The organism is Mesorhizobium sp. Cs1299R1N1 (genome assembly GCF_037179655.1).
Lineage (GTDB): Bacteria > Pseudomonadota > Alphaproteobacteria > Rhizobiales > Rhizobiaceae > Mesorhizobium > Mesorhizobium salmacidum.
The window spans coordinates 1-25,014 of the sequence record NZ_JAPYKR010000011.1 but is presented as its reverse complement, the minus strand read 5'-3'; the positions used below and the strand labels follow the sequence as shown (position 1 = coordinate 25,014).

General features: G+C 57.6%; 19 protein-coding genes and 1 pseudogene. 11 read left to right on the top strand and 9 right to left on the bottom strand.

What is annotated here, in order from left to right:
* The first annotated feature begins 5 nt into the window (after window positions 1–5).
* From O7A70_RS23255 to O7A70_RS23245, 3 genes are all read left to right on the top strand, one after another.
* A complete protein-coding gene (locus O7A70_RS23255; protein ID WP_337128037.1) occupies window positions 6–1,244 on the top strand; it encodes an NAD(P)/FAD-dependent oxidoreductase in 1,239 nt (412 codons plus the stop codon).
* Between the two features lie 568 nt (window positions 1,245–1,812).
* Window positions 1,813–3,465, top strand: a complete 1,653-nt coding sequence (locus tag O7A70_RS23250; RefSeq protein WP_337128038.1) for an MFS transporter — start codon at window positions 1,813–1,815, stop codon at window positions 3,463–3,465.
* 463 nt (window positions 3,466–3,928) lie between these two features.
* Window positions 3,929–4,885, top strand: coding sequence for an IS481 family transposase (locus O7A70_RS23245; RefSeq protein ID WP_337142513.1), 957 nt, complete (start codon window positions 3,929–3,931; stop codon window positions 4,883–4,885).
* On the opposite strand, the gene dddP is transcribed toward O7A70_RS23245, so the two are convergent.
* From dddP to O7A70_RS23215, 6 genes are all read right to left on the bottom strand, one after another.
* On the bottom strand, window positions 4,882–6,213 hold the full coding sequence (gene dddP, locus O7A70_RS23240) for a dimethylsulfonioproprionate lyase DddP (RefSeq protein ID WP_337142512.1): 1,332 nt from the start codon (window positions 6,211–6,213) through the stop codon (window positions 4,882–4,884). The two genes, O7A70_RS23245 and dddP, sit on opposite strands and share 4 nt — an antisense overlap.
* A 136-nt stretch (window positions 6,214–6,349) precedes the next feature.
* Window positions 6,350–7,393 (bottom strand): GlxA family transcriptional regulator, encoded by a 1,044-nt coding sequence (locus O7A70_RS23235; RefSeq protein ID WP_337128040.1) that lies wholly within the window; start codon window positions 7,391–7,393, stop codon window positions 6,350–6,352.
* A 27-nt stretch (window positions 7,394–7,420) separates the two neighbouring features.
* Complete coding sequence (locus O7A70_RS23230) at window positions 7,421–8,113, bottom strand: corrinoid protein (protein WP_337142511.1); 693 nt, start codon at window positions 8,111–8,113, stop codon at window positions 7,421–7,423.
* A gap of 99 nt (window positions 8,114–8,212) precedes the next feature.
* Window positions 8,213–9,862, bottom strand: coding sequence for an ABC transporter substrate-binding protein (locus tag O7A70_RS23225; protein WP_337142510.1), 1,650 nt, complete (start codon window positions 9,860–9,862; stop codon window positions 8,213–8,215).
* A gap of 41 nt (window positions 9,863–9,903) precedes the next feature.
* A complete protein-coding gene (locus O7A70_RS23220; protein ID WP_337142509.1) occupies window positions 9,904–11,442 on the bottom strand; it encodes a trimethylamine methyltransferase family protein in 1,539 nt (512 codons plus the stop codon).
* Window positions 11,443–11,669: 227 nt separating this feature from the next.
* On the bottom strand, window positions 11,670–12,578 hold the full coding sequence (locus tag O7A70_RS23215; RefSeq protein WP_337128044.1) for a LysR substrate-binding domain-containing protein: 909 nt from the start codon (window positions 12,576–12,578) through the stop codon (window positions 11,670–11,672).
* Between the two features lie 266 nt (window positions 12,579–12,844).
* Here O7A70_RS23215 and O7A70_RS23210 point away from each other — a divergent pair, with 266 nt between their 5' ends.
* The 7 genes from O7A70_RS23210 (at window position 12,845) to O7A70_RS23180 (ending at window position 20,378) form a co-directional block, all read left to right on the top strand.
* Window positions 12,845–14,053 (top strand): NAD(P)/FAD-dependent oxidoreductase, encoded by a 1,209-nt coding sequence (locus tag O7A70_RS23210; RefSeq protein ID WP_337128053.1) that lies wholly within the window; start codon window positions 12,845–12,847, stop codon window positions 14,051–14,053.
* 17 nt (window positions 14,054–14,070) lie between these two features.
* Window positions 14,071–14,943, top strand: coding sequence for a dihydrodipicolinate synthase family protein (locus O7A70_RS23205; protein WP_337142508.1), 873 nt, complete (start codon window positions 14,071–14,073; stop codon window positions 14,941–14,943).
* Window positions 14,944–14,976: 33 nt separating this feature from the next.
* The gene (locus tag O7A70_RS23200; RefSeq protein ID WP_337142507.1) at window positions 14,977–15,591 is read left to right on the top strand and encodes a short chain dehydrogenase; all 615 of its coding nucleotides are present in this window, start codon (window positions 14,977–14,979) and stop codon (window positions 15,589–15,591) included.
* A gap of 49 nt (window positions 15,592–15,640) precedes the next feature.
* Window positions 15,641–16,375: an SDR family NAD(P)-dependent oxidoreductase gene (locus O7A70_RS23195; RefSeq protein ID WP_337142506.1), complete on the top strand. Its 735-nt coding sequence runs from the start codon at window positions 15,641–15,643 to the stop codon at window positions 16,373–16,375.
* A 110-nt stretch (window positions 16,376–16,485) separates the two neighbouring features.
* Complete coding sequence (gabT, locus tag O7A70_RS23190; RefSeq protein ID WP_337128048.1) at window positions 16,486–17,808, top strand: 4-aminobutyrate--2-oxoglutarate transaminase; 1,323 nt, start codon at window positions 16,486–16,488, stop codon at window positions 17,806–17,808.
* Between the two features lie 9 nt (window positions 17,809–17,817).
* Window positions 17,818–18,135 (top strand): ABC transporter permease, encoded by a 318-nt coding sequence (locus O7A70_RS23185; RefSeq protein ID WP_337128049.1) that lies wholly within the window; start codon window positions 17,818–17,820, stop codon window positions 18,133–18,135.
* Window positions 18,132–20,378, top strand: a complete 2,247-nt coding sequence (locus O7A70_RS23180; RefSeq protein WP_337142505.1) for a N,N-dimethylformamidase beta subunit family domain-containing protein — start codon at window positions 18,132–18,134, stop codon at window positions 20,376–20,378. Before O7A70_RS23185 ends, O7A70_RS23180 begins: the two co-directional genes overlap by 4 nt.
* Window positions 20,379–20,499: 121 nt before the next feature.
* On the opposite strand, the gene O7A70_RS23175 is transcribed toward O7A70_RS23180, so the two are convergent.
* The 3 genes and pseudogenes from O7A70_RS23175 to O7A70_RS23165 form a co-directional block, all read right to left on the bottom strand.
* Entirely contained in the window at window positions 20,500–20,910 is a 411-nt protein-coding gene (locus O7A70_RS23175; protein WP_337142504.1) for a VOC family protein, read from the bottom strand.
* Window positions 20,911–20,924: 14 nt separating this feature from the next.
* Window positions 20,925–21,311 (bottom strand): choline/carnitine O-acyltransferase, encoded by a 387-nt coding sequence (locus O7A70_RS23170; RefSeq protein WP_337142646.1) that lies wholly within the window; start codon window positions 21,309–21,311, stop codon window positions 20,925–20,927.
* 186 nt (window positions 21,312–21,497) lie between these two features.
* Window positions 21,498–21,812 (bottom strand): annotated as a pseudogene (locus tag O7A70_RS23165) (aminotransferase class III-fold pyridoxal phosphate-dependent enzyme); the annotation flags it as partial.
* A 737-nt stretch (window positions 21,813–22,549) separates the two neighbouring features.
* Between O7A70_RS23165 and O7A70_RS23160 the strand changes: the two are divergent.
* Complete coding sequence (locus O7A70_RS23160) at window positions 22,550–24,202, top strand: ABC transporter substrate-binding protein (protein WP_442921202.1); 1,653 nt, start codon at window positions 22,550–22,552, stop codon at window positions 24,200–24,202.
* The last annotated feature ends 812 nt before the right edge of the window (window positions 24,203–25,014 follow it).

Below are 25,014 nucleotides of genomic sequence, written 5' to 3'. Positions count from 1 at the left end.
AACCGATGCAGGACGATGTCGTCATAGTGGGCGGCGGCCAGGCCGCGTTGTCGTGCGCCGTGCGTCTTCGCGAGGCGGGGTATTCAGGTCCCGTTACAATTGTGGGCGACGAGCCTTGGCTGCCATACCAGCGGCCGCCACTGTCCAAGGCCTATTTGCTTGGTCAGACCACGGCCGATCGGCTGCAATTTCGCCCGAGGGAATTCTACGAGAAGGTGGGCATCGACCTGCAAGTTGGACAGCGTGTCATCAAGATTAATCCCGCCGAGCGTCTCGTCACGCTGGAGAACGGCAAGAACATCCCTTTTGGCAAACTTGTTTTGGCTACCGGTTCGCGGGCCCGCGCTTTACCAGAGACCATGACACGGGGCCTAGACGGCGTCTTCACGCTGAGAGGCGTCACAGATGCCGATCATCTTTGCGAAGCTCTGGTCGCGGCGAAGCACATCTTGGTCATTGGCGGTGGTTATGTTGGCCTGGAGGTTGCATCGATCGCTGCCAGAATGGGGAAAAAAGTCACCGTCATCGAAATGGCGGGCCGCGTTCTCAACCGTGTTGCGGGCGTTCCGACCGCCCTTGCGGTCAGCGAACTGCACCGCCGAAATGGTGTGAATCTCGTCACCAACGCGACATTGCAGGGCTTCTTGAATGATGGTGGCCGAGTGGCAGGTGTCTCGTTAACCAACGGCACCAAGGTCGAGGCAGACATGGTGCTCGTTGCTATCGGAGGGGTCGCGAACGCGGAGGTTGCGGCCGATGCTGGCCTCGTCGCTGCGAATGGCATCATGGTCGATGGTTTTTGCCAGACGTCTGCGCCGGACATCTATGCAGCCGGGGACTGCGCGGTCTTTCCCTTCTATGGTCGCTCGATCCGACTGGAATCCGTGCAGAATGCCGTCGAGCAAGGCGTTGCCGTCGCAAACTCCATTTTGGGCAAGCCGGTCAGCTACGACCCGGTCCCTTGGTTCTGGAGCGATCAGTACGACACCAAACTGCAGACTGCAGGGCTTCCGCTCGAGTATGACGAAATCGTCTCGCTCGGCAGCGGGGAGGGGAGCGGTTCTGCCTTTTGGTATTTCCGCGACGGTTTTGCGGTGGCCGTCGACACGATGAATGACGCAAAGACCCACATGGCCGCCAGGCGAATTTTTGGAGCGCGTGTAAAACTACAGCGCGAGCTGCTCCTGGAACCAGAGTTTGACCTTCTGCAGTACGCCAGAGTCGCGGGAGCCGCGTCATCTTGATGCGAGATGGACTGGCTGTGTCATCACATCTGGAAGGCAACTGTGAGCGGAGGCGCGGCCGCGCAGAGAGACAGCAGAAGGGGACCCAAATGCGTAAGTTTCTACAGCAGCTGCGTAGCCTGGTTCTAAACTCAATGGATGATTTCTCGGAGGATCATGCTCTCATGACGGTATCGGGTTGTGGAATGATTTGCTTTGATGTCAGCGATGGCCGAACGGTACTGGCACCCATACCAATGCAGTCGAACTGCTACCGGACCCCTAGCTTGGTGTGGCGGTCTGTCGTTCGCTTTTCAGAAGGCTGAACCTGCGAGAGCGTCAACTGCCTTGAGCGGGACAAGATGACAGGATCGCTTTGATGGATTCAGTATTTGTCATTGTCTTGGGTCCATCGCAAACCAACCGCTCTCCGCGCGGCAGGACGTCGCGATTGGCTGTGCGCGAAAGCTGCCGAGGAGTTATAACTTCTTCTAGGCACCTGTAATGCCCTGATCTTGCCATTCTCCATAGGCATGTGCGCCAAAGAGAATCTTCGCGACGTGTATACGAAAAGAGAGGCTCGGCCCAAATGAGCAGGGTGGTGCGCGCGGACGCGGCTTCCGTTTCGTCGGCGACCTTCGCGCCGCTTGAGAACCCCATTTTTCGGACGATCTGGCTTGCCGCACAGGTGTCCAGCCTGGGCTGGCTGATGCAGACCGTTGCGACCAGTTGGCTGATGGCGACCATCTCGACCTCAGACGTGATGGTTGCCCTGGTTCAGACTTCCACGACGCTTCCTATTTTCATTCTGTCGATCTTCGCCGGGGCCATCGCCGACAATTTCAGCCGTCGCAAGGTGATGGCCCTCGGCTGGTGCCTTATAGCGTTGTCGTCGACGATGCTCACGGCTCTTGTGGGGCTTGGCTTTTACAATCCGTGGATAATCCTTGCATTTAGCTGTTTGGCTGGATGTGGCGCCGCCTTTACTGATCCGGCCTGGCACGCCTCGGTCGGCGACATTCTGCGCAAGCGCGAAGTTCCGGCTGCGGTCACGCTGATCTCGGTCGGCTACAATGCCGTGCGAAGCATCGGGCCGGCGCTCGGCGGCATCATTGTTGCCTCGTTTGGACCACTGACGGCGTTCGCCGTGGCGACGCTGACCTACTTGGCGATCCTGTGGGCCATAGGGAGCCGTGAATGGAGTGGTAGCCCTTCGCCTCTTCCTCGTGAGTCGCTGACCACCGCCATTCATGACGGAGCGCGCTTTACTGCGCTTTCGTCGGAGATCAAGGCCGCAATCGCGCGCGGAACGCTTTTTGGCCTGACAAGCATCTCGATCCTGGCACTGCTGCCGCTGGTCGCCCGCGATCAGTTGGGGGGAGGCCCGATCGCTTATGGCATTCTTATGGCCGGCTTTGGGGCGGGCGCCTTGTGCGCCGGCATCTCTAACAACGTGCTTCGACGGTCGCTGTCACAGGAGCGGCTGACAACACTGGCGTGCGTCTCCTGCGCGGCGTGCTGCCTGGCGCTTGCATTCACGCCCTCGCTGGCGGTAGCGGCACTCGCCTTGACGTTCGGTGGCGCGGGCTGGGTTGTCACCTGGACGGGGCTGGACGTCAGCGTGCAATTGTCGAGTCCACGCTGGGTCGTCGGTCGCACGCTGTCGATCTACTCTGCCCTCTCGTCGGGCGGCATCGCGGCCGGCAGCTGGCTGTGGGGCATGGTAGCCGAGACCTATTCGCTCACCTTGGCGCTGGAAAGCTCCGCTGGCGCTCTCCTGCTGGTTGCTGCCACCGGTCTCCTGCTGCCAATCCGGCAATGGAAAGAAACCGACCAGGATCCATTTGGCTTTGAAACGCCGCAGCTCGCCCTAGACCTGAAGTCAAGAAGCGGCCCGATCCTCGTTAAGATCGAGTACTCGATACCGGAGGCGAATGTCGAAGCCTTCCTGGACCTGATGCGGGAACGCCGCCGGGTGCAAAGCGGCGTGGGCGCCCGGCACTGGAATCTCCAGCGCGATCTGCAGGAGCCGTTGCTTTGGACAGAGACATTCCGCACCCCGACCTGGATGGATTACCTTCGCCTCAACCATCGCCTCACCGCGGCGGACAAAGAACTGGATCAGAATCTGCTCGAACTGCATGTGGGAGAGGGGCCACCTCGCACCAGGCTTTCGATCGAGCGTCCAACCGGAGCAAATCGAAGGCGTCATGATTCAACTGGCTTCTTTTTGCGGCGTTGATCGCGTCGCAGTTTAGCTACACACGGGGCGGGATGATGACCCAAGCTGAGCTCCTTTTGATAGGCAGGTCCGAACATTGCGCTAGAAATGGGCAGTTCCGGACAGTTTTGTGTTGATCTCAACGCACTGGCCGGTCCAATAGCCGAATTGCAGCGGAGTGGCGACGACGACGCGAACGGTGGTCGTGCTGTTTCGACGTATCCAATGTCTGCCTCGTTTAGACCGACGCCCACTGGTCGCCGTTCTCGACGCCTCACCGACTTCAGTGCCGCAAATTGCCTTAACGCCCGACCATACCGTTTACGTCGCCGCCTTACCGACTTCGGTCAGAAAAGCTCTCTGAATTTGCGCCCATTGTTACGACCATGCTGATAGTCTAGCTGTGAGCTTTCCATAGGTTGTCCATTCGGGCCCGACCGAGGAGACTGGAGTTACCACGCTTCAGATTCGCCGGAGGGTCCGAATGAACATCCATAAGAATGCCCGCCTGACGCCGCTGCGTCGAGAGGAAATGGCGCTGTCGGTGATAGGAGGCGGCCTTTCCCAAGCCCAAGCGGCGTTGAAATATGCGGTGACGGCGAAGATCGTGGCGCGTTGGGTCGAGCGCTATAAAGCTGAGGGCCGGGCCGGCATGGCCGACCGCTCGTCGCGACCCAAGCACAGCCCCAGCGCCACCGAGCCGCCGATCGTCGAGCGGATCGTGGCGCTGCGGCGCCAGCGCCTCACCGGCCAGCATATCGCGCATGAGGTTGGCGTTTCGCCAGCGACGGTGAGTCGGGTGCTTGCGCGCGCGGGCCTTTCGCGACTGACGGACTTGGAGCCGGCCGAGCCGGTGGTACGCTATGAGCGCGAACATCCAGGCGAAATGATCCACATCGACATCAAGAAGCTCGGCCGCTTCGAACGCGTCGGCCACCGCATCACCGGCGATCGCAAGGGCCAGTCCAACAGCCGCGGCGTCGGCTGGGAATTCGTCCATGTCGCCATCGACGACGCCTCGCGCCTCGCCTTCTCGCAGATATTGCCCGATGAAAGGAAAGAGAGCGCCGTCGCATTCCTCGAGGCAGCGCTCGCCTATTACGCCAGCCTCGGCATCGCCGTCAGCCGCGTCATGACCGACAACGGTTCCTGCTACAGATCCAGGGCCTTTGCCAAGGCATGCCGCAAGCACAGCCTCAGGCACGTCAGGACCAAACCCTATACCCCGAAAACCAACGGCAAGGCCGAGCGCTTCATCCAGACCGCGCTTCGGGAGTGGGCCTATGCCATCGCCTATCCAACTTCGGATCACCGCGCCGCCCAATTGCCTGTTTGGCTGCACCGCTACAATTGGCATAGACCGCACGGCAGCCTAAAATCCAAATCACCAATCAGCAGACTCGGCTTGGCCGTGGACAACCTGTTGAGGCTCCACATCTAGCTGATCAAAGCAGGATCAAATGGGCAGTTTGTCAGGTTTTCAAACCCACTTTCTGTTATGAGCACCTGCTCCTCCAGCTTGACGCCTTCGCGTCCACCAACGGCGCCAACATACGCCTCAACACACAGGGTCATCCCTGGTTGAAGCGAGTAGTCAAATGCGCCGGGTATGAAGTCCTCGGGATATAGAATCGCGGGATACTCATCACACAATCCGATGCCGTGCATCATCACGCCATATCGCTGTTCGACGAACTCCGGAGGGAGTTTATGGCTACGTTCCGTAAGCTCAGTGAACGAGACCCCAGGCTTCAGCATGGCCATATTTGTCATCACGTGCTCATAAGCGATAGCGTGCAACTTTCGCTGTTCGTTGGTGGGCCGACCGTCGCCACAGTACCAGGTGCGAGAGAAATCCGCGCACATCCCATAGGGACCGACCATGTCCGTATCGAACGCAACGAGGTCCCCTGAAACAATTCGCCGGGGCCCGGCCTCCTGCATCCATGGATTCGTACGGGGGCCCGACGTCAAAATGCGTGTTTCGATCCACTCGCCTCCACGGGCGATGTTCTCGGCATGAAGAACTGACCACAACTCTGTCTCAGCGATGCCTGGCCGCAAGCGCTCGCGCATTTTGGCTACAGCTATTTCGCAGGTGGCGAGGGAACACCGCATCGCATTGATTTCGTCGATTCCCTTGATGGCGCGGGCGTGTTCCATCATCTGCATGCCGTTGCAGACCTCGATGCCCAATTTATCGAGCGCGCGCAGTCCGGGAATTTCAATCTTGTCGATCGCGAGCCGCCTGTTACTAGCCCCGGCACGGCGCAAGAGCTCGTCGATTTGGGCCGCGAACCCTTCGGCAATTGCTTGCTCCTCATCTCCTGCCACAAAGTAGTAAAATCCTGCCCCGCCATCCCGAATTTCGTTGATTAGGGGAAGGTGTGTCGAAAGGTGGCTGCATCGATGGAAATCCCAAAGAACAACATGCCCGTCTGCCGCAATGAACACTGCTCGCGATGGGTTGTGCATGGTCCAGATATGCATGTTCGAAGAATCCGACGCATACCTTATATTCAAGGGGTCAAAGCAAAGTACGCCTGCATAGTCCCTTTGCCGGAGTTGTTGCACGATACGGTCAAGCCGCGTTCCGCGCATGCGTTCGAGGTTCGGCGTTGTCAGGCCAAGAGCGGCCCACTCGGCGAACGCTACATCCGTAGGTCCAATCTCAGCTCGATCGTTGTCATCAACGCTTCCATCGGGCTTCAACCCTGTCCCGCCACGCGTCGGATCGATCTTGTGGTTAGCGATTGAGAACGAGGACATTCAGGCTTTCCAGGAGAGTGATGAGAGGGAGGATCTAGGCCCAGATTGATAGGATCCGACAGGCGGAAAAAATAGCGGCAGACATAAAGCCTATTCATCCGGTGCTAGGGTTTCCGTCAAATTCTTGGTGGCTCGTTCAGCTCCGGCAGCCACTAGGATTCAAGCCAAATGCATTCCGGAAACATTTTGAGAAATGTGAGGCAGATGCGAAGCCACAGGCGATTGCAATCTCGACAACCTGCAACTCCGTTTGTTCGATTAGCCTCTTCGCGCGTGCTAATCTTAGATGAAGATAGTATCGCATCGGCGATGAGGAGACCGATCGATGGAAAAGCCGCTCGATCTGACGTTGTGACAGGCCGACGCATTTCGCGATGTCGCGCAATGGCAGAGGATCCTCGATATGCTCTTCCATGATCCGGATAACCTCGGCGATCGGCTTGAGAATACCTGTGCCATTCGCATGGTTCGTCCCGTGGCTCGTCCATTGTCTGTCAGAAGCTGAGCGCCAATGTCCGGCAGTCGTGTGCCGGCATACAGCCAAAGCGGTCTCTCTCCCGAGACGTTCTGCGATCAGTTCCATCACAAGATCGAAGGACGCGAATTCCCCAGCGCAGGTTACCAGGCGCGTATCTCGCACAAACAGTGTGTCGTTCACATCGATGCGAACAAACGCCTCGGAAAGCGCGGCTCGCTTGTCCCAGTGAATTGTGCATGTGGTATCGTCGAGCAATCCCGTCTCCGCGAGAAGCCAGGTTGCGGTGCCCAGAGCTACGATCGGAATTCCCTGCCTATTGCAAAGGCGAAGTGTTTTGCTGAGGGATGCTGATGTCTGGTTCTCGACGTGATCTCCGGCGCAGACAATCACCATGCTTGGCCCGTCGAGCGCCTGAATGCATTTGCCCAGGCTGGCGAAATCGGCGCCAACCGACAGGTTGAAGCCACTTGCGCACTCCACCGGCCGGCCATCAGCACTAGCGACCGTCCATGCGAAGGACGGTCGGCCAGAGACTGAATTGGCTAGCCGCAGAGGATCCACGAAGGATGAAAGGCTAAGCTGTGAAAAACCGGGCAATATCAGGATGACTAGTCGAAATATGCTTTCCCCAGTGTCGATAACGGGTCGGCGATGAGGCCTCACAATCCGCGAACGCTCTCCAGCTGAAAACGGGGCATTCATGAGCAAATCTCTCTCGTTCGCGAGTGATTAACCGCGGACGTTGTGCTTGCGCTTCATAAAGTCCTTTGCCGTCTCGACAGCCACCGCGGCGTCGCGGCAATAGGCGTCGGCGCCGACGGCCTTGCCGAATTCCTCGTTGAGCGGCGCACCGCCGACCAGCACGACATAATCGTCCCGGATGCCCTTTTCCTTCATCGTGTCGATGACGACCTTCATATAGGGCATGGTCGTAGTGAGCAGCGCCGACATGCCGATAATGTCGGGCTGGTGCTCCTCGATCGCAGCCATGTATTTTTCGACCGCATTGTTGATGCCGAGGTCGATGACGTCGAAGCCAGCACCCTCCATCATCATGCCGACGAGGTTCTTGCCTATGTCATGGATGTCGCCCTTGACGGTGCCGATGACCATCTTGCCCTGCTTGGGCGCGCCGGTGGCGGCGAGCAGCGGGCGCAGGATGAACATGCCGGCCTTCATAGCATTGGCCGACAACAGCACTTCGGGCACGAACACGATGCCGTCGCGAAAATCCTCGCCGACGATACGCATGCCTTCGACCAGCGCCTCGGTCAGCACCGTGTAAGGCACCCAGCCGCGCTCGAGAAGGATATGCGTTCCTTGCTCGATCTCTTCCTTCAACCCGTCATAGAGGTCGTCGTGCATCTGCTGCACCAACTCGTCATCGGAAAGCTCGGAAAGAACGATCTCGTCGTCGGACATAGTGAATTGCCTCGCAATGTGTGAATTACAAAAAATCGGTACCCTTCCGCGTTGAAGAAAGGGTACCGATCAGGCTTCCGGCTCAGCCTTGGGAGTTCGTCAGGCTGCCAGCCAGACTTTTTGCAGATCCATCTGGAAAGTCTGGTGGATCGCGTAATTCTGGACCTTCTTGCCCATATGGCCGTAGAGGCTTTGCCAGAACGGTTGGATGATGACACCGGAATCCTGCATGATGGTTTCGAGTTCCTTCATGAGTTCTCTCCGCTTGGCGGGATCACTTACCGAGAAGGCCTTCTTCAGTTTTGCGTCGAAGTCGGGATTGGAATAGGCCGTCTCGTTCCATGCCTCGCCGGTCCGGTAAGCCAGCGCAAGCACCTGAACGCCGAGCGGCCGCATGTACCAGACCGTCAGCGAATAAGGGTACTTCGACCAGTCGTTCCAGAAGGTCGAGCCCGGCAGGACGGTGCGCTTCACCTTGAAACCGGCCTCACGCAATTGAGCCGCGATCGCGTCACCGGTATTCTTCTGCCAGTCCTCGTCGATCGAGATCAGCTCATGCTCGAAGTCGGCATGTCCGGCCTCAGCCATCAGTTTCTTCGCGCCCTCGAGGTCACGGGTCTTCTTGGGCAGCGCATAATACTCCGGATGGATTGGGCTGACGTGATGATTTTCGCCGACTGTGCCACGTCCGGCGTATCCGAGCTGCAGGACAGCATTGTTGTCGACCGCCATTTGCAAGGCATTTCTGACCTTCTTGTCGTCGTATGGCTTGTTGGCGGTGTTCGTCCGGCATACCAGTGTCGTTGCGGTGGCGACCTCCGACTTGACGACATTCATCTTGTTCAAAATGTCAACGAAATCCGCCGGCGTTTCGAGATTGACATCGATTTCCCCGGAATCGAATGCGGAAACCGTGGCCTGGAAGTCGGTGCCGTAGTCTATGAACTGAACACCATCAAGCAGGGCTTCGCCTCCCCACCATTTGCCGTTTCCACGGCGCTTGACTTCAGCCTTGCTGCCGACCGAGTACGAAACCAGCTCGAACGCCCCCGTTCCGATCGGCTTTGCCACTGGGTCGGCACCCGTCGAATCGAAGCTGTGATGCACGACCAGGCCGGGGTAGTCGGTGAAGTTGGCTATGATCGCGATGTCCCGTTCGCTGAGCTTTAGCTTGACCGTATGATCGTCGACCTTGACGATCGCACCGTCTCGAGCCTTACCAGATTTGGTGTCGATCAGACCACCGACGCGAGCCGCCATCGAGTTTCCGGAAACGCCCTTGTCGCACCAGCGCGTAAGGTTGAAAATCACATCGTCCGCGTTGAACGCGTCGCCATTATTCCAGGTTACACCCTTACGCACATGGAAAACGTATTCCGTTGCGTCCTCGTTGACCTCCCAGCTCTCAAGCAGAACTGGTTCGAATGTGAATTCATGCGTGTAACGGACCAGAGGCTCCAGCCAGCAACGCGAGATGTTGGCCAGTTCGACCCAGTCATAGGTGCGCGGATCTTTCTGCGCCTTGACGGGCATCGACACGCGCAGCGTGCCGCCCTTGGTAGGCTCCGCGGCGTAAGCAGCCTTGGGTAGCGTCACGCCGATCAGGCCATAAGCCATCGCGGCAGAGGCGCCGAAGGTGCTTGCAAGCGCCAGGAATTCGCGCCGATCCATCCTGCCGGCCTTCACCTCGTTCGCCATCGTCGCGACCGAAGCGGGGACACTATCCCCGTTGCTTCTGAAAAATCCCATTTCCTGCTCCCTTTGTTATGTTCCCAATTGATTTTCGGAGGCTAGGCGATGCTTGGAGAAATTTCCTCCTGGCGCTTCGCCACAAAGGCGTCGAGCTCCTCGCGCACGGCCGGGTCCATGGAGGGTTGTTCGTAACTGGCGATGATCGTCTTCGCCTTTTCCCGACAACGTTGCGCCATGTCCTGCGACCCCTTCACTTTCCACTGTTCGTAGCTGAGGTAGTCCAGGATCTCGGGTGCGATAAAGGCGTCCTTGAAGCGTTTGAGGGTGAAGGCGTCGCCGAGATAGTGCCCACCCGGACCGATGCGCCGAACCGCTTCAAGAGCATCATCAAAATGATCGAAATTTATCCCCCGAGCGTATTTCTCCATCAGAAGGTTCTGTTCAGCATCGGCGACGAACTTGGCCATACAGCAGACGAGGCCGGCTTCATCCCAGCCGCCCGCATGCATCATCAAGTTTGCGTTGGCGCTGGCGCCCGACATGTAAGCAACCGCCGATTCGTAGCCGGACTGAGCATCGAAGGTCTTGGCGGACGATTGAGAAGCGGTGGTCCGCCACGGTATCCCGTATCGTCTGGCAAGTTGGCCGATAACCGCGTTGATGAGCGTAACCTCCGGCATCCCGGACATCGGCGCGCCGCTGCGCATCGACACCGAGACCGAGTATTGGCCGTAGATCATATTCGCCCCAGGCCTGACCAACTGGGTGTAAGCAAGGGCGGCGAGCGCCTCTGCATTCAGTTGGGCAATCGTCGCTGGGATGTCGGCCGGAGTGTTGGCGGCCCCGAGCACGAACGGGGAGAGCAGCACCACCTGGTTTGCCTCGACGAATGCGCGAAGTCCTTCGAGCATAGTGGCGTCCCAGACAAGTGGCGAGTTTCCCGACACGTGTCCCATCATCACCGCATTCTGGTCCATAAACGCTTTGCCGTGGACGATCTGCCCCATGGCAATGGAGTCTTCGGCACGCTGCTGCCCGGTCGTGAGACCGAAGAACGGCATGTTGGTCTCAACGAGACTCGAGTGATTGATGTGCAAGTGCCGCCACGGCACCGCAATATCGGTTGGCTCACAGGTGAAGCCGCCCGCGATATGAAATCCGGGCAGCATTTGCGTTAGCCGGTTCATATTTCGCAGATCCCCGATCGTCGAGGCGCGGCGTACGCCCTGCAGGTCGCGGACATTCGGCGCACCCTGCATCGCCCCGAATGTCATCGTATCGAGCGCGATCTCGAAACGCTGCGATTGGTCGCGTGACGTCATTTCGAAACTTGAAGGAGCCTTCGAGATAAGGTCCATGACCATCTCGCCTTCAAGGCGAACGCGGTGATCGCGGACATCGGCGCCAGCCTCTTTCCACTGCCTGATGGCGGTCTCGTCCCGGAATTCGATTCCGATTTCGCGCAGGATTGCCAGAGACGCTTGGTGGATGCGCTCTAACTGCACAGCGGTCACCGCTTCAACGGGACGGATCCCGTACCTGATGGTCGAAACCCGGGGCCGCCTCTCCGCTTCACGAGTGGCCACAACCGATGCGCGTCCACCTCGGCGTCGGCTTGGGGGAGCATCAGTGTCCATTGTTCGGCCTTCCCAAATGCGGGCAACGCTCCGCGCCACAAACCGGCCATCGCCGCTGCTCAAGGCGCGAGATGACACGCTTGTGATGATATTGCGGCGGGAGGGTTCTGAGAATGAGCAAAAGTTTTCGCTGGTCTTCAAACCAGTTTATACCTGAGCATCTTTAAGGCGCTCACCGTCAGCGCCGATCGTTCGCTTGACGGCCCCGTCGTGCAAGCTAGGCGTTGTTAGGACCGGATTTCACTCGTCTGCTCAAGAAACCAGTCCACCAGAAGCTTGCTCCTCTTGTTTCTGGCAGGATCCTCGCTGGTCAGCAGGAAGAAAGCTCGATCTGTTTTGACCTCGACCGGGACCGGTCGGATGAGAAGCCGATTCTTCAATAGGTGTTGTGCCGTGAGGGACCATCCCAACGAGATGCCTTCGCCAGCAAGAGCTGCCTGGAGGGTCAGTTGGTAGTCATTGAAGACTATGTCTGTTTTGATTTCAGTGGGATCGCCCCCCGCCAGCTCAACCCACTCTGGCCAACCCATCCTCTTGCGGAAAGCATCGGACGAGTGGATCAGCTGATGTTGGAGGAGATCATCGACCGACTGAGGGGAGGGATGGGACAAAAGATAGGCAGGTGAGCAGACTGGAAAGACGATTTCATCACAAACAAACCAGCTGTTTGCCCTGCTGAAATCCCGCGGCCGCACCCAAACCGTCACGTCAACTTCATGATCGGGTTCGGCGTCCCGGTCCGTGGCGACAACTTTGATCTTAACGTCTGGGTGCTCCTGTTGAAAGTGATACAGCTGCGGCGCAAGCCAATGGGCCGCCAAGGAAGTGGACGCCGCGAACGTGACATACTTCGTCCCGCGATCGGAGATGACCTCGAGCCTCTGCTCTAGCCGGCGGAAACTCGTTCGCACTTCGTCATAGAGCTGGCGTCCCGCTTCGGTCAGCTGAACTCCACGATTGTCGCGGGCGAACAGGAGGATCCCACAATGCTTTTCGAACATCTTGATGGAATGTGAGACGCTTGGCTGCGTCACGTTCAATTCCCGGGCTGCGCTCTTGAAACTGAGCGTACGAGCGGCCGCTTCGAAGACGAAGAGCGAATGCGTCGAGGGAACCAGACTGCGAAGCGTGGACATGAAGCAGCTCTATATCAGCCGCGATCTTTTCCGTCTACGAGCCTCCTCTCTGATGGTCTATTCGAGCACTGAGACAACACGAGCGTGACCGTCACAGGTCACCATCACAGAGCGAGTTGGCAGTGAGTTCGAGCGACCAGAATTTGGGAAAGCGGATACCCGTCGAGCCGCCGCATCCGGAGCCTACTCGGTCAGGCTGGTATATAGCTTCCGGACCAGAATTGCCCCTGGTTCCGCAGGCAGGTGATCGAGCCTGTGATTGCTTGGTGATTGGCGGCGGCTGGATGGGGCTGCACGCAGCGCGTCGATATGCAGAACTCAATCCAGATAGCTCCGTGGTTCTGGTGGACGCCGGTCGCATCGGAGATAATGCATCCGGCCGATGCATGGGCTTCGTGATCGATCTGGCTCATAACCCCCGCAAACAGGACTTTGTCGAAGACATCAGGGGCAACAAGGAGGAGTTGTTCGTCAACCTTGACGGGATCGCCTACATCCGCAGCGCGGTTGAAGAACAAGGGGTCGATTGTGACTGGGATCCGCAGGGCAAATATCATAGTGCTGCCACCCCGCACGGTGCTGAAGATTTGAAGCGCTTTTCCGAGGCGCTGGACAAGCTAGGACAGAATTACAGCTGGGTTGAGCGCGAGGAGATCCGTTCCCTTACCGGGAGCAACCATTATATTCGGGCTTTGCATCATCCTGGCACTATCCTGTTACAACCCGCAAAGTACCTCAAGGATGCCGTCAGGCGCCTGCCTTCGAATGTGGTGGTTCATGAAAATACGCCGATAACCTCGGTTCAATTCGGCGCTCCCAAGCATGTCTGCGAGACCCCCACGGGGACGCTGCGTCCGTCCAAGGTCATAATCTGTGCCTCTGGTTATCTGACAAGATTTGGCTTTTTCGAAAATCGTGCAATCCCGCTCTATACGTTCGCGAGCATGACGCGGCAGCTGACAGAAAATGAGCTATCACGCGCCGGCAGCAAAGCGGCTTATGGGCTCATTCCGGCAAACAGCTTTGGCACGACGGTCCGACGTACGGTCGATAACCGTCTATTTCTCCGCAACGTCTACGCCTATGCCAGAGACTTCAAGACCACCCGACAGGACGTGATGAAGGCACGACGGGAGCAACAGATCGCATTCGATCGGAGATGGCCTGAACTATCACCGATTGGCTTCGAAGCCAGCTGGGGCGGTCTCCTGACCCTTGCTCAAAACGGTGGGATGGTTTTTGGCGAACTTGACCGGAATGTTTACGGGGCTGCTTTCTGCAACGGCACCGGTGTTGCGCGAGGGGCCGCCTTCGGCAAAGCTATCGCGGAAATGGCCTCGCTGCGAACGTCGCCCGTTATCGATATTTTGAAGACGCGGGCCAGCCCGAGCAAGCCCTACCCAAAGCCGGTGACCGCTATGGGAGTTCGTATTGTAACCGCATTCCGCTTCAGACAAGCCGGTGCTGAAGTCTAACGCTGGAGGGAGTAGTCATGGCGGATCTGAAGGGTATCAACCTCGCGATGCAAACGCCATTCGATGGAAATGGCGTGATCGACTTCGCTGTATTTGAGAAGCTTATCGATCAGTACGTTGAAGCTGGTGTTCATGGCTTGGTTCTTGGTGCTGGAACCGGCCAGCATCCGTACCTGACGGAAGTCGAATGCAATCGCCTGTACGAGGTGGGCGCAAAACGGATCGCGGGGCGATGCAACGTCATCTGCCAGACGTCTGCCCTCAACATGGATGAAGTGATACGGCGCTCGCAGCACGCCGAGTCAGTTGGCGCACAGGCTTTGATGATTTTGCCTCCTTACTTCGAGGGCCCGAGCGATGATGATGGCATCTTCGAATTTTACAGGGCAGTCGATGCAGTCGTAGGCACGGACATCGTCGGATACAATATACCCCAGGCCACGGGCATTTCCGTGTCACCGCAGTTGCTTGAGCGACTTTTTCAGCTGAAAAACTTTAACTACATCAAGGATAGCGCCGGCGATTTTACCGTCCATCAGGAGTTTCTCCAAAAAAGCGGGACTGTTCTAAACGGTGCCGACCCCACGACGGTATATGCTCTCATGGCTGGAGCTCGCGGCGTGATTTGGGGTGCCGCAAACTACATGCCGACCGAAGCTGTTGAACTTTATGATCTCGTCATTGGCGGCAAGTACGAGCAAGCCTTGGCTTTGTGGCAGCGCATGCTGCCGTCGATTCTCTTCATATGGCGCGCGCCCTACACGCCTTCCGTTCTTCGCGCCGCTCAATTGCGTGGCTATGGAACGGGTAACGTACGTCGTCCGCTAAGGAAGCTCTCGGCAGACCAGGAGGCTCTTCTGCGGAAATCCCTTGAGGCCTTGGACGTCTAAGGGGTCAACCAGCATTGCGTCAGTGAGGCCCTCGTGAAAATTGTCCACATAGGCACCAGCGGCATGATTGGCAGGGCCGTTGCCGCGGAACTTGGCACCCGGCACGAGATAATTGCGGTGAATCGGCGCTCTGGCGACTATCAGGTCGATATTGCAGACCCGTCGTCGATCGCGCGGCTGTTTAACCAGACCGGTCACTTCGACGCCCTGATTTGCACAGCTGGTGAGGTCCACTTTGCGACCCTTCAAGAGTTCTCGGTCGAGCAATATTCGATCGGGTTGAAAAGCAAGCTTATGGGACAGGTCAATCTCGTCAGGTCCGGACGGAAGTACCTTCGTGACGGTGGCTCGTTCACCCTGACGTCCGGTCCTACCAATGAAGATCCAATTCCGCTTGGTACATCTTCTGCCATGGTCAACGGAGCCCTTGAAGGGTTCGTTCGCAGTGCTGCGATCGAGCTCCAGAGCGACCGCAGGATCAACTTGGTAAGTCCTACGATGCTGCAGGAATCAAGGGCTCTTTACGGGCCGTTCTTTGTGGGCACCAAACCGGTGGCAACGCCAGAGGTGGTGCTTGCATACGTGAAAAGTGTCGAGGGGCGGCAGACCGGCTGCGTCTACCGCGTCGGATGGTCGCGAGAGCGATGACGGTGACGAGTTGAATCAAGGGGGATTGTAGAGGTTTTGAGGCAGGCCGATGAAAAGGTTTCAAGATAAGGTTGCCCTGGTGACGGGCGGGCGAAGCGGTATCGGCTTCGCAATAGCGCATCGCCTTCGAGAAGAGGGGGCTCGCGTGTTCACCGCGCAACGTGGTGAGGATCGGGAATTCGAAGCCATCAGCGTTGATTTCGCGGTTCCGGAAAGGGCGGGCCACGTCATAGACACAGTGGTGGAGAGGGCCGGGCGGCTCGACGTTCTGGTCAACAATGCGGGGATCATGCAAGAGGCACTGGTCGAAGAGATGAGCATGGCGGATTGGCAGCGAACCATCGCTGTCAATCTGACCACGCCATTTGCGCTTATCAAAGCAGCGATGCCCCATCTGCGGGCGACAGCCGGCACGATTGTGAATGTTGGATCCATCGAGGGACTGGGGTCCAACCCGAAACACGCAGCCTATTGTGCGTCAAAGGCGGGTCTGCATGGCCTGACGCGCGCAGTAGCGATCGACCACAGCCGCGAAGGGGTGCGCTGCAACGCGGTCGCGCCCGGTTGGATCGACACCGCCTTGAACGTGGAGTTCATTGAAAATCTGCCGGATCCCAAGTCATTCCGGGAACGAGTAGGCACTATCCATCCCGTTGGGCGCACAGGGGAGCCGGAGGAAGTGGCGAGCTTGGTTGCCTGGCTGGCCTCCGCCGAAGCGTCCTTTGTCACGGGCCAAGTCTGGACGATAGACGGCGGCCGAATGGCGAAGCTTAGCCTTCCTTGAGCCGACGGCAGCCTTGCTGGCCGAGGCGCTTGGAAGGCGTGGAGGCCGTCTTTTGGAAACCAAGCTTTAAGCAGAAGTCCAAACCTTACAAGACCAAAGGAGCTAACAACATGTCATTGAACACTGCTCTTGACGAGCGTCGCAGAGCCGCGGTTTCCGCGGGCGCCTCTATGTCATTTCCAATTTACGTGGACCGGGCTCAAAACGCGGAACTCTGGGACGTAGAGGGACGGCGATACATTGATTTTGTAGGTGGAATGGGCGCGCTTGCGGTCGGGCACTCAAACCCGGACGTAACTGCCGCGATAGAGGCCCAGCTGAAAAGGTTCAGCCATACTTTCTTTGGAACAGCTCCTTATGAGAGCTATGTCGAGCTTGCGGAGCGTCTCAACAAGCGCTGCAAGGTTGGCGGACCGGCCAAGACCTTGCTCCTCACGACAGGGGCTGAGGCGGTGGAAAATGCGGTCAAGATTTCGCGCGCTTACACAAAGCGCCGCGGAATCATTGTGTTTGGCGGCGCATTTCACGGCCGCACGCTCCTGACCATGGCGATGACAGGTAAGGTCAACCCTTACAAACAGTCTTTCGGCCCGTTCCCGGGGAGCATATATCGCGCACCGTACCCGGATCTGTATCGAGGCGTTAGCGTCGAGCACTGCCTTTCGGCCCTCGAAACGCTGTTTGAAACCGAAATAGAGCCCAGCGCGGTGGCAGCAATTGTCATCGAGCCGCTTATCGGCGAAGGCGGCTACATTCCGTCACCTGTCGAATTCATGGTCGGTATCCGGCGCCTCTGCGACCGCCATGGCATTGTCCTTGTAGCCGACGAAGTTCAGTGCGGCATGGGGCGAAGCGGCCGTCTGTTTGCAATCGAACACACCGGCGTTGAACCCGACCTGATCCTGACGGCCAAGAGTTTGGCGGCAGGAATTCCGCTTGCCGCAGTGGTCGGCAAAGCAGAGATCATGGATAGCGTCGGCGTCGGCGGCTTGGGCGGGACCTATGCGGGGAACCCGCTGGCATGTGCGGCAGCATTGGCGGTCCTGGACGTGATCGACAGGGACAACCTGCTCAATCGTGCCCAGGAGGTTGGGGACCGTCTTAAGGCTGGCTTGCAGCGAATTCAAAAAAAGAGAAATCGCTCGCCGATCGGCGATATCCGTGGGCTCGGGGCAATGATTGGTGTCGAACTGGTCGAGGATGAAGAGACCCGCAAGCCTGCGCGTTCCCTCACGGCCAAGGTGATCGAGGAGGCCGCTGACCGCGGGTTGCTGCTGGCTTCGGCCGGTAGGCACTTCAACGTGATCCGCTTCCTTGTCCCATTGACGATATCGGACGCAGTCATCGACGAATCCCTGCAGATCATCGAGGATGCTATCAATGCCGCGGTGGATGGCGAGGTCGTAAGCTCTCCCTTGGCTCAGGCTGTGTGAGCAAGACCCATGCACGCAGAAACCCCGTCAGAGCAACTCGAATTGGCAGCTGAGTTCCGTCGCGCACCGTTCGGGCATCACAGCCCGAACCTGCAGAAGCTTCTCCGAACCTTCAGGAGCCTTCCGGTCGCTGGGAAACATGCCTTGCTCACCATTCAGCCGAACCGGAGTTGGATGCTGGCAACTCTGACGGGGATTCCAGGCAGTGCCCTAAAAAGGCATGAGGAGGTGATCTTTGAAAACCTGGCCGACGCGGAGTGGTACGTGTTCCGCAAACGTTGGCGACAGCATTTTGGAACGGATTTACCTGACGGAGATCGCTCGTGAGGACGCTCGCTGGTTACGCCAACGTCTTGAGTGCTAAGCCCGGTGACACCATCGAATTCAAGATCAGTTCGATAGGAGAAGCAGATCGGTTTTCTGCCAGGCTGGTGAGACTGATCACCACCGAGGACCACCCCAGCACGGCAGGCCTTATCGAGCGCCCGGTCGACGCGCCGTTCAATAAGGAGTGGCCCGCTCGCAGGCAGCCTATTTACACAGGCTCTTACGGCCTGGTGACGCACGACACGGCATTTTCTGAACTTGCCGATTTCACCTTCCACGCTTGGCTATGGCCCACGCTTCTGGGTTCAAAAGCCCAGACGGTCGCCGGTACATGGGACGAAGAGCGCCGCCATGGCTTTGCGATCCAGATCGATGAAGCGGGCCGGCTGGCGTTTCTGATAGGCGACGGGAAAGGGGCCGTGTCGGCAGTAAACCTCGAAAAACCGTTGCGCGAGCGAAGGTGGGTATTCATCGCGGTTAGCTACAATGCCAAGGAACAAACAGTCGCGCTTCACCAGAGTCCGTTGTGCGACATCGGCGATCTCGACCGCCCCGAAAGTCGTTCATTCAACATTTCTGCAGGCCGAGGAGATATCCCGCAGACATCGTTCCTCATCGGCGGCCATAGGACGTCCTCGCAAAATGGGGTGCTGATTGCCGGCGGGCACTACAACGGGAAGATCGAATCTCCGAAACTCTACGCCTGCTCTTTGAGCGTCGAGGAGACTTCTTCGCTCCGTGACGGCCCCGGAAGCAGTCGGTTGGCCGGACAGGCCGTTGCTGATTGGGATTTCAGCATCGATCAAGGGTCAGACGTCATTCGGGATGTTTCGGGCAAGGGGCTCGACGGCAGGCTCATCAACATGCCGACGCGAGCCATGAAAGGATACAATTGGACCGGGAAGGTTCACGACTGGCGATCCGCGCCGAGCGAATATGGCGCGATCCATTTCCACGATGACGACCTTTACGATGCCGGCTGGGCCACTGACTTTACCTTCACAGTACCGGATGGGCTGGAAAGCGGGGTTTATGCTGCACGCCTCGATGCGCGTAATGCGAGCCCGGCATACGTGATCTTCTTTATTCGCCCGCCCAAGGGGCAAGCAACGACCAAAGTCGTATACCTTGCGTCGACCGCAACTTACACAGCCTATGCCAATCAGAGGCTGATTGCGCGTGACCCGCTCGACGAGATGAGTATGAGTGCGCTTCCGATTTTCGGAGAGGATGACCTCTTCCTTGACGAGAATCCCGAATATGGGAAGTCCCTATACGATCTTCACACAGACGGGAGCGGCGTCTGTTATTCGTCGCGCCTGCGGCCGGTCCTGAATATGTCTCCCAATGCAAAATATTGGTCATTCGGTGGCGACGGATATCTGACCGGTTGGCTCGACGCGCTGGGTATCAATGCAGACGTCATCACGGACGAGGACCTCCACAGCGAAGGAGGGAGCATTCTCGCGCCCTATCACGTCGTCCTGACGGGATGCCATCCAGTGTATGTCTCCCTGGCGATGTGGGACGCCTTGAAGACACATCTGGCTCGGGGCGGGCGCTTGATGTATCTGGGCGGCAACGGCTTTTACTGGAGGACCGCTTTCCACCCGACCTTACCCGGACTGATCGAAGTCCGCCGCGCCGAGGATGGCTCCCGGACTTGGTCAGCTGAACCAGGCGAATACTTCATGAGCACGACAGGAGAATTTGGGGGCCTTTGGCGCCGCCAGGACCGCACGCCTAACCGGCTATTGGGAGTGGGTTTCTGTGCCCAGGGGTTCCAGTCGGGTTCGTACTACCAGTGGGCACCCGGGAGCAACGATCCCCGCGTGGATTTTATATTGAAGGATATCAACCGAGATCGCGTTTTTGGCGATTACGGACTTGCCGGCAACGGGGCTGCCGGACAAGAGCTTGATCGATACGAACCAGAGTTGGGGTCGCCTCAACACGCCGTGGTAATTGCTTCCTCGACGAACCACACCGATTACATGGTCGTGGCTAAGGAAGAATTCGGCGCCATGCATTGGATGATCGGCGGCAGCGAGAACAAAAACGTGCGGTCAGACATTGTCTTCTTCGAAACGACAGGGGGTGGGGCGGTTTTTTCAATCGGCTCGATCTCCTGGTGCATGAGCTTGCCTGTGAACGACTACGACAATGACGTGTCGCTGATGACGCGCAACGTTCTGGAGCGTTTTCGGGACCCAACGCCATTTTCGCTGCCGAAGACGCCCTGATCATCGTTACTCACCTGCGCCCTCTGTAAGCGGCCTCCAGTCCCGAGTTCATTCGCGACAGGATACGTCCGCCCTTCCAGAAACCCTGAACAAGTGCTCTGGATCAAGCGAAAGGCGCGGCTCAAACTCGATGCGGCTCGGTCAGGTAAAGCATGTTGCCATCAGGGTCGAAAAAAGGTCGGTTGCGGTACCAGGTGCCGTTTTGGTGCTTCCATTCCATCCGCTCATTGATCCACACGACCCTGCCATCGAGAGCAGCCTCGGCGGCGTCGAGGTCAGCAACCTCGAATGAGATTGAGTCGAAGCCAGGAAGGTTGTCAGCATTCACGGTGGTCCGCCGAGGAGCATGCTCGCCGTCCCCCGATCTGAAGATGTAAAGCGTGAGATTGCCGAGGTTCAAAGCCGCGTACTGCTCCTCTTTTACATAGGGGAGGTAGAAGGGCAGACCGAGAGTGACATGGTAAAAATCGACGAGCCTCTGCACCTCATGTGTAAGAATGTCCAGATTGTCGAGGCGCTTGAGTTCGAGCACAGAGTTCTCCTCTTTCAGTTGTGGTGAGAGAAAGGTGGTGGGCTTGTCTGACAACGGGAAATCGGCAGATGCCCGATATCACCGTCCTTCCATTGCTCGATACGGAGAGGACCAGCTAGATAGTCAATAGCTGCTCCAGCTCGGAGACGGCCTCTGTGTCGGCGCTCAGCGAATGTATGCATCTGGCCAGCCGTCGGGCGCTGGGCAGCCAGGTAGATATTCAGTCTTTCGGGGAGCAACACATACGGTACTCCGATGTTCTTGGTGCCCGTTGGCCCGAAGCCGAAGTACTGGATGTGCTCTGAAGATGATGAGCTCGTGCTCATGCAAGCGTCGCGCATTGTGAGCCAACCTGGCGAGCTGAAAATTGGCAGGTCACCAATCTCACCGCCACGCCTCATGTGGATATCCCCCACTCGCTCCATTTCAGCTTCCAACGCGGCCGTATCGTTCCATGGGCAGATCTCAACTTCATCGCCACTCTGAGGCCAGCCGGCGTCTGGTCGAGCTGCGTATGGCGGTTGATGCCCAACGGCCGGCATACCCGGCATGTTGGTTCGCAACGGAGCAATCCATCCGTTGAATTGTCCGTCGAACTTTAGGACGCGACGGCGGCCGGTGGCACCACGTGCAATCGCAAGAGCGAGGTGCACGGCTTCACTGCCGGAGGACAGAAATGTCACCATTTCGGCGCAAGGCACAAGGCGCACGATGCGCTCGGCAAGTTCAAGCTCACCTTCGTGAGGGGTACCGAATATCTCGCCCCGCTCCAGCTGTGCGCGCACTGCCTCGATCACCGGCTTGGGTTGATGGCCGAGCAGCATGGGACCCCAACCGGCGAGATAATCAATGTACTCGTTGCCGTCTATGTCATACAGGCGAGACCCCTGGGCGCGGGCGACTACGACGGGGACCGGCCGTTATGCCGCGCGACTGGAAGATGTCACCCCCAGGGGTATTACAGCGCGTGCTCGCTCCATGTACTCGATGGAAGCTGTGAAAGCCTGCGGTGGGAGTACAATGCTGGCATTATGACGGCTGGTCACAGTAGGCCCTCGCAGGCGTTAGTCGGTCGGCCGAGAAACAATGCCAAGAGTGCAAGGCTGGACCCGTACATAGCTGTGAGCCTAGGGTATCGTTTGAGGTCCCAACAATTGCTAAAAAATTCTGGTGATCGTAAACCCAGTCTATACCCAGATCTCCCGTGGGACGCAGGGATGCTCAGCGTTCGTTCACGCCAAGTTCTCGGATATAAAGCTTGGCCATGCCGAGCCGACCCAAATGCTGCATCTGCACCCAGCAACGCGAACCGCAGGGTCAGGCTTTCCCGAGCCACATGGCTGAGCACAAACGGAATACTCTACAGCTAGTCCAGATTTCCCGAAGTCCTACCTAAGGGGGACCGTCGCGGTACACCGACGCGTTGGGCCAGTGTCATTCGACAGCTGGTATCAATAGGATTTAACCCCAGCGAAACTTTTTGAGAATCGTCAACGCTGTCGCGGATTCCTATGATCCAAAGCACCAAAGCCAGTCGGCTGGGTCGACCTTGGAGAGTTCACCACCTGTGAGAACAAATCGACCAGCACCTTCTGGCAGCGCGCGGGGTCGCTCTGGCCAAACAATAGAGGAGGTTCAAGTGGGGTTTTTCAATTTGCAGGGAAAGGCTATGCCTAAGGTGTTCGAAGCTCTTTCCGATGCCGTGAAGAATGACGGCATGGATCGGCGTGAATTTCTGGCGCTTGCTACGATCTTCGGAGCTTCGACGGCTGTAGCCTATGGAATGCTTGGTTCCGTGCCGCAGGCGCGTGCTGATGAAACGCCAAGAAAAGGTGGGCGCCTGCGAATTGGAATGCTGGTCTATGGCGCCAAGGACCCAAGGATAAACGATTATTCAGAAATTGCCAACATATATCGGCAGTTCCTTGAGCCGTTGGTGAAGTATACCGACAGCTTCACATTTGAACCGAGACTTCTAGAAAGTTGGGAAACGAACGAGAAAGCGACAGAATACACACTACATCTCCGTAAAGGGGTTAAGTGGAATAACGGGGACGACTTCACCGCTGACGACGTGATTTTCAACCTGCTGCGCTGGTGCGACAAGGATGTGTCGGGTAATTCCATGGCAGAACGCATGGCCAGTCTGATCGATAGCAAGACGGGGAAGGCCACGGAAGGAGCCATCACCAAAGTCGATGATCACACCGTCAAGCTGAAGTTAGCCAGATCCGACATCACCATCATTCCCGGCATGGCGGACTACCCTGCGCTCATTGTCCATAGGGATTTTGAAAAGACCGGCTCCGACATCATAGCGCACCCTGTCGGCACCGGACCGTTTGAACTGGTGTCATGGGACGTCAGTCAAAAGGCCGTTCTGAAGCGGCGGGCAAACGGTAGCTGGTGGGGCGGTGAAGCCCTCCTGGACGAAGTTCAGTTCATCGACTACGGCACAGATCCCTCCGCGATCACCAGCGCGTTCGAGTCAGGCGAAGTCGACGCGAACTATCATACCTTCGCAGACTATGTGCCCGTTTTCGATAAACTCGGGCTAGTGAAGTCTGAGGCGAAAACGGCCACTACTCTCGTATGCCGCACGCACGTTTCCGCCAAACCGTATGACGATCAGCGGGTGCGTAATGCACTCCAGCTCGCGGTCGACAATTCTGCTGTGCTGCAACTTGCAGTCAATAGCCAGGGCACCGTGGCTGCGAACTATCACGTGGCACCCATCCACCCCGAGTTCTATCCAGTCCCGGAAAAGAAACGAGACGTAAAGGCGGCCAAGGAGCTGATGGCCAAAGCGGGAGCCCTTGATTTTGAGCACGATATCATCACCAGTGACGAAGATTGGCTCAAAAATACGGGCGAGGCCATCGCGGCGCAGTGGCGCGAAGCTGGTTTTAAGGTAAAGCATACCATCATTCCCAGCAGTAGTTTCTACAACGACTGGTTGAAATATCCTCTTTCAATCACAAATTGGAATATGCGGCCGCTGGGGGTGCAGACCCTGGTGCTCGCCTATCGTGGCGGGGCCGCTTGGAATGAAGCTGGGTGGTCAAGCCCTGAGTTCGATCAGAAGCTCGACGCGGCTTTGACGGTGCCCGATGGGCAAAAGCGTAAGGTGTTAATGCAGGACATTGAGATGCTCCTGCAGGATTCCGGTATCATCATCCAACCTTACTGGCTTTCCCTGTATAATCACTCGACAAAGCACGTCAGAGGCTACTCAATGCATCCGACATTCGAAATCGACCTCGGACGAGTTTGGCTTGACCCAGCCGCTTGAGGTCAGCCTATCGTATGGTCATCGATCGCCCCTATCACAGCGAACTCCACCTTTTGTTTTCGGGCTGAGGGCACTCCGGTGCTATGCGCGTAGGGAATTTCTTCAGCGACACGTTGAGGTAATATGTATTCTTTATCGATGGACAAGGGGCATGACGACGATAAGTCGACGGAGCTGTGGCCCGTGATTGTGGGAATCCTGATCACCATACCGTTGGTCGTCCTGCTTTTTGCTCAGGCACTAGGCGAACCGGACCTTACTCCAACGTCGGCCGCTGAGAGGCCGCCAACAGTTACCTCCATCGTGCTACCGCCGCGCTAGCTGGCCCAGTGCATTATTGGGACACAGGTATACGGTAGGCGGGACGGCGCCTCCTATGAAGTGCCGATCGTGAGCGGAAGAAACAGCGAGAAGGGCATCGTGGCTTCGGCGACGTCACGGTAATTTCGGATGGTGCTGAAATTCTCAAGCGATGCCGCGTGCGATGCCGCAGCCGACGGCCCACATCATCGACCGGTTTCACATTGCTATGAAGATTGAGCCCATGCAGCAGATCGCCAAATTGGGTTCGATCCTAAGCTGAGTCCGTCGGCGCGCTCCCGACCATCGACAAGGACATCACAGCGGTGAAGTGGCGACTGTGGCACGGATGCTTGGATCGAGCTATCGGAGCCGGGGTATTGTTCAGGGCAATCGCTTCAGGTTAACGGTGGTGCGTAGTGGGCACGAATATGATTCATGAGGTGCTTCGTGATTTGCGGAGCCTTCGATGTCGCGCCATTCTTCCCGTTCGCTTTCGATCCTTGATCATT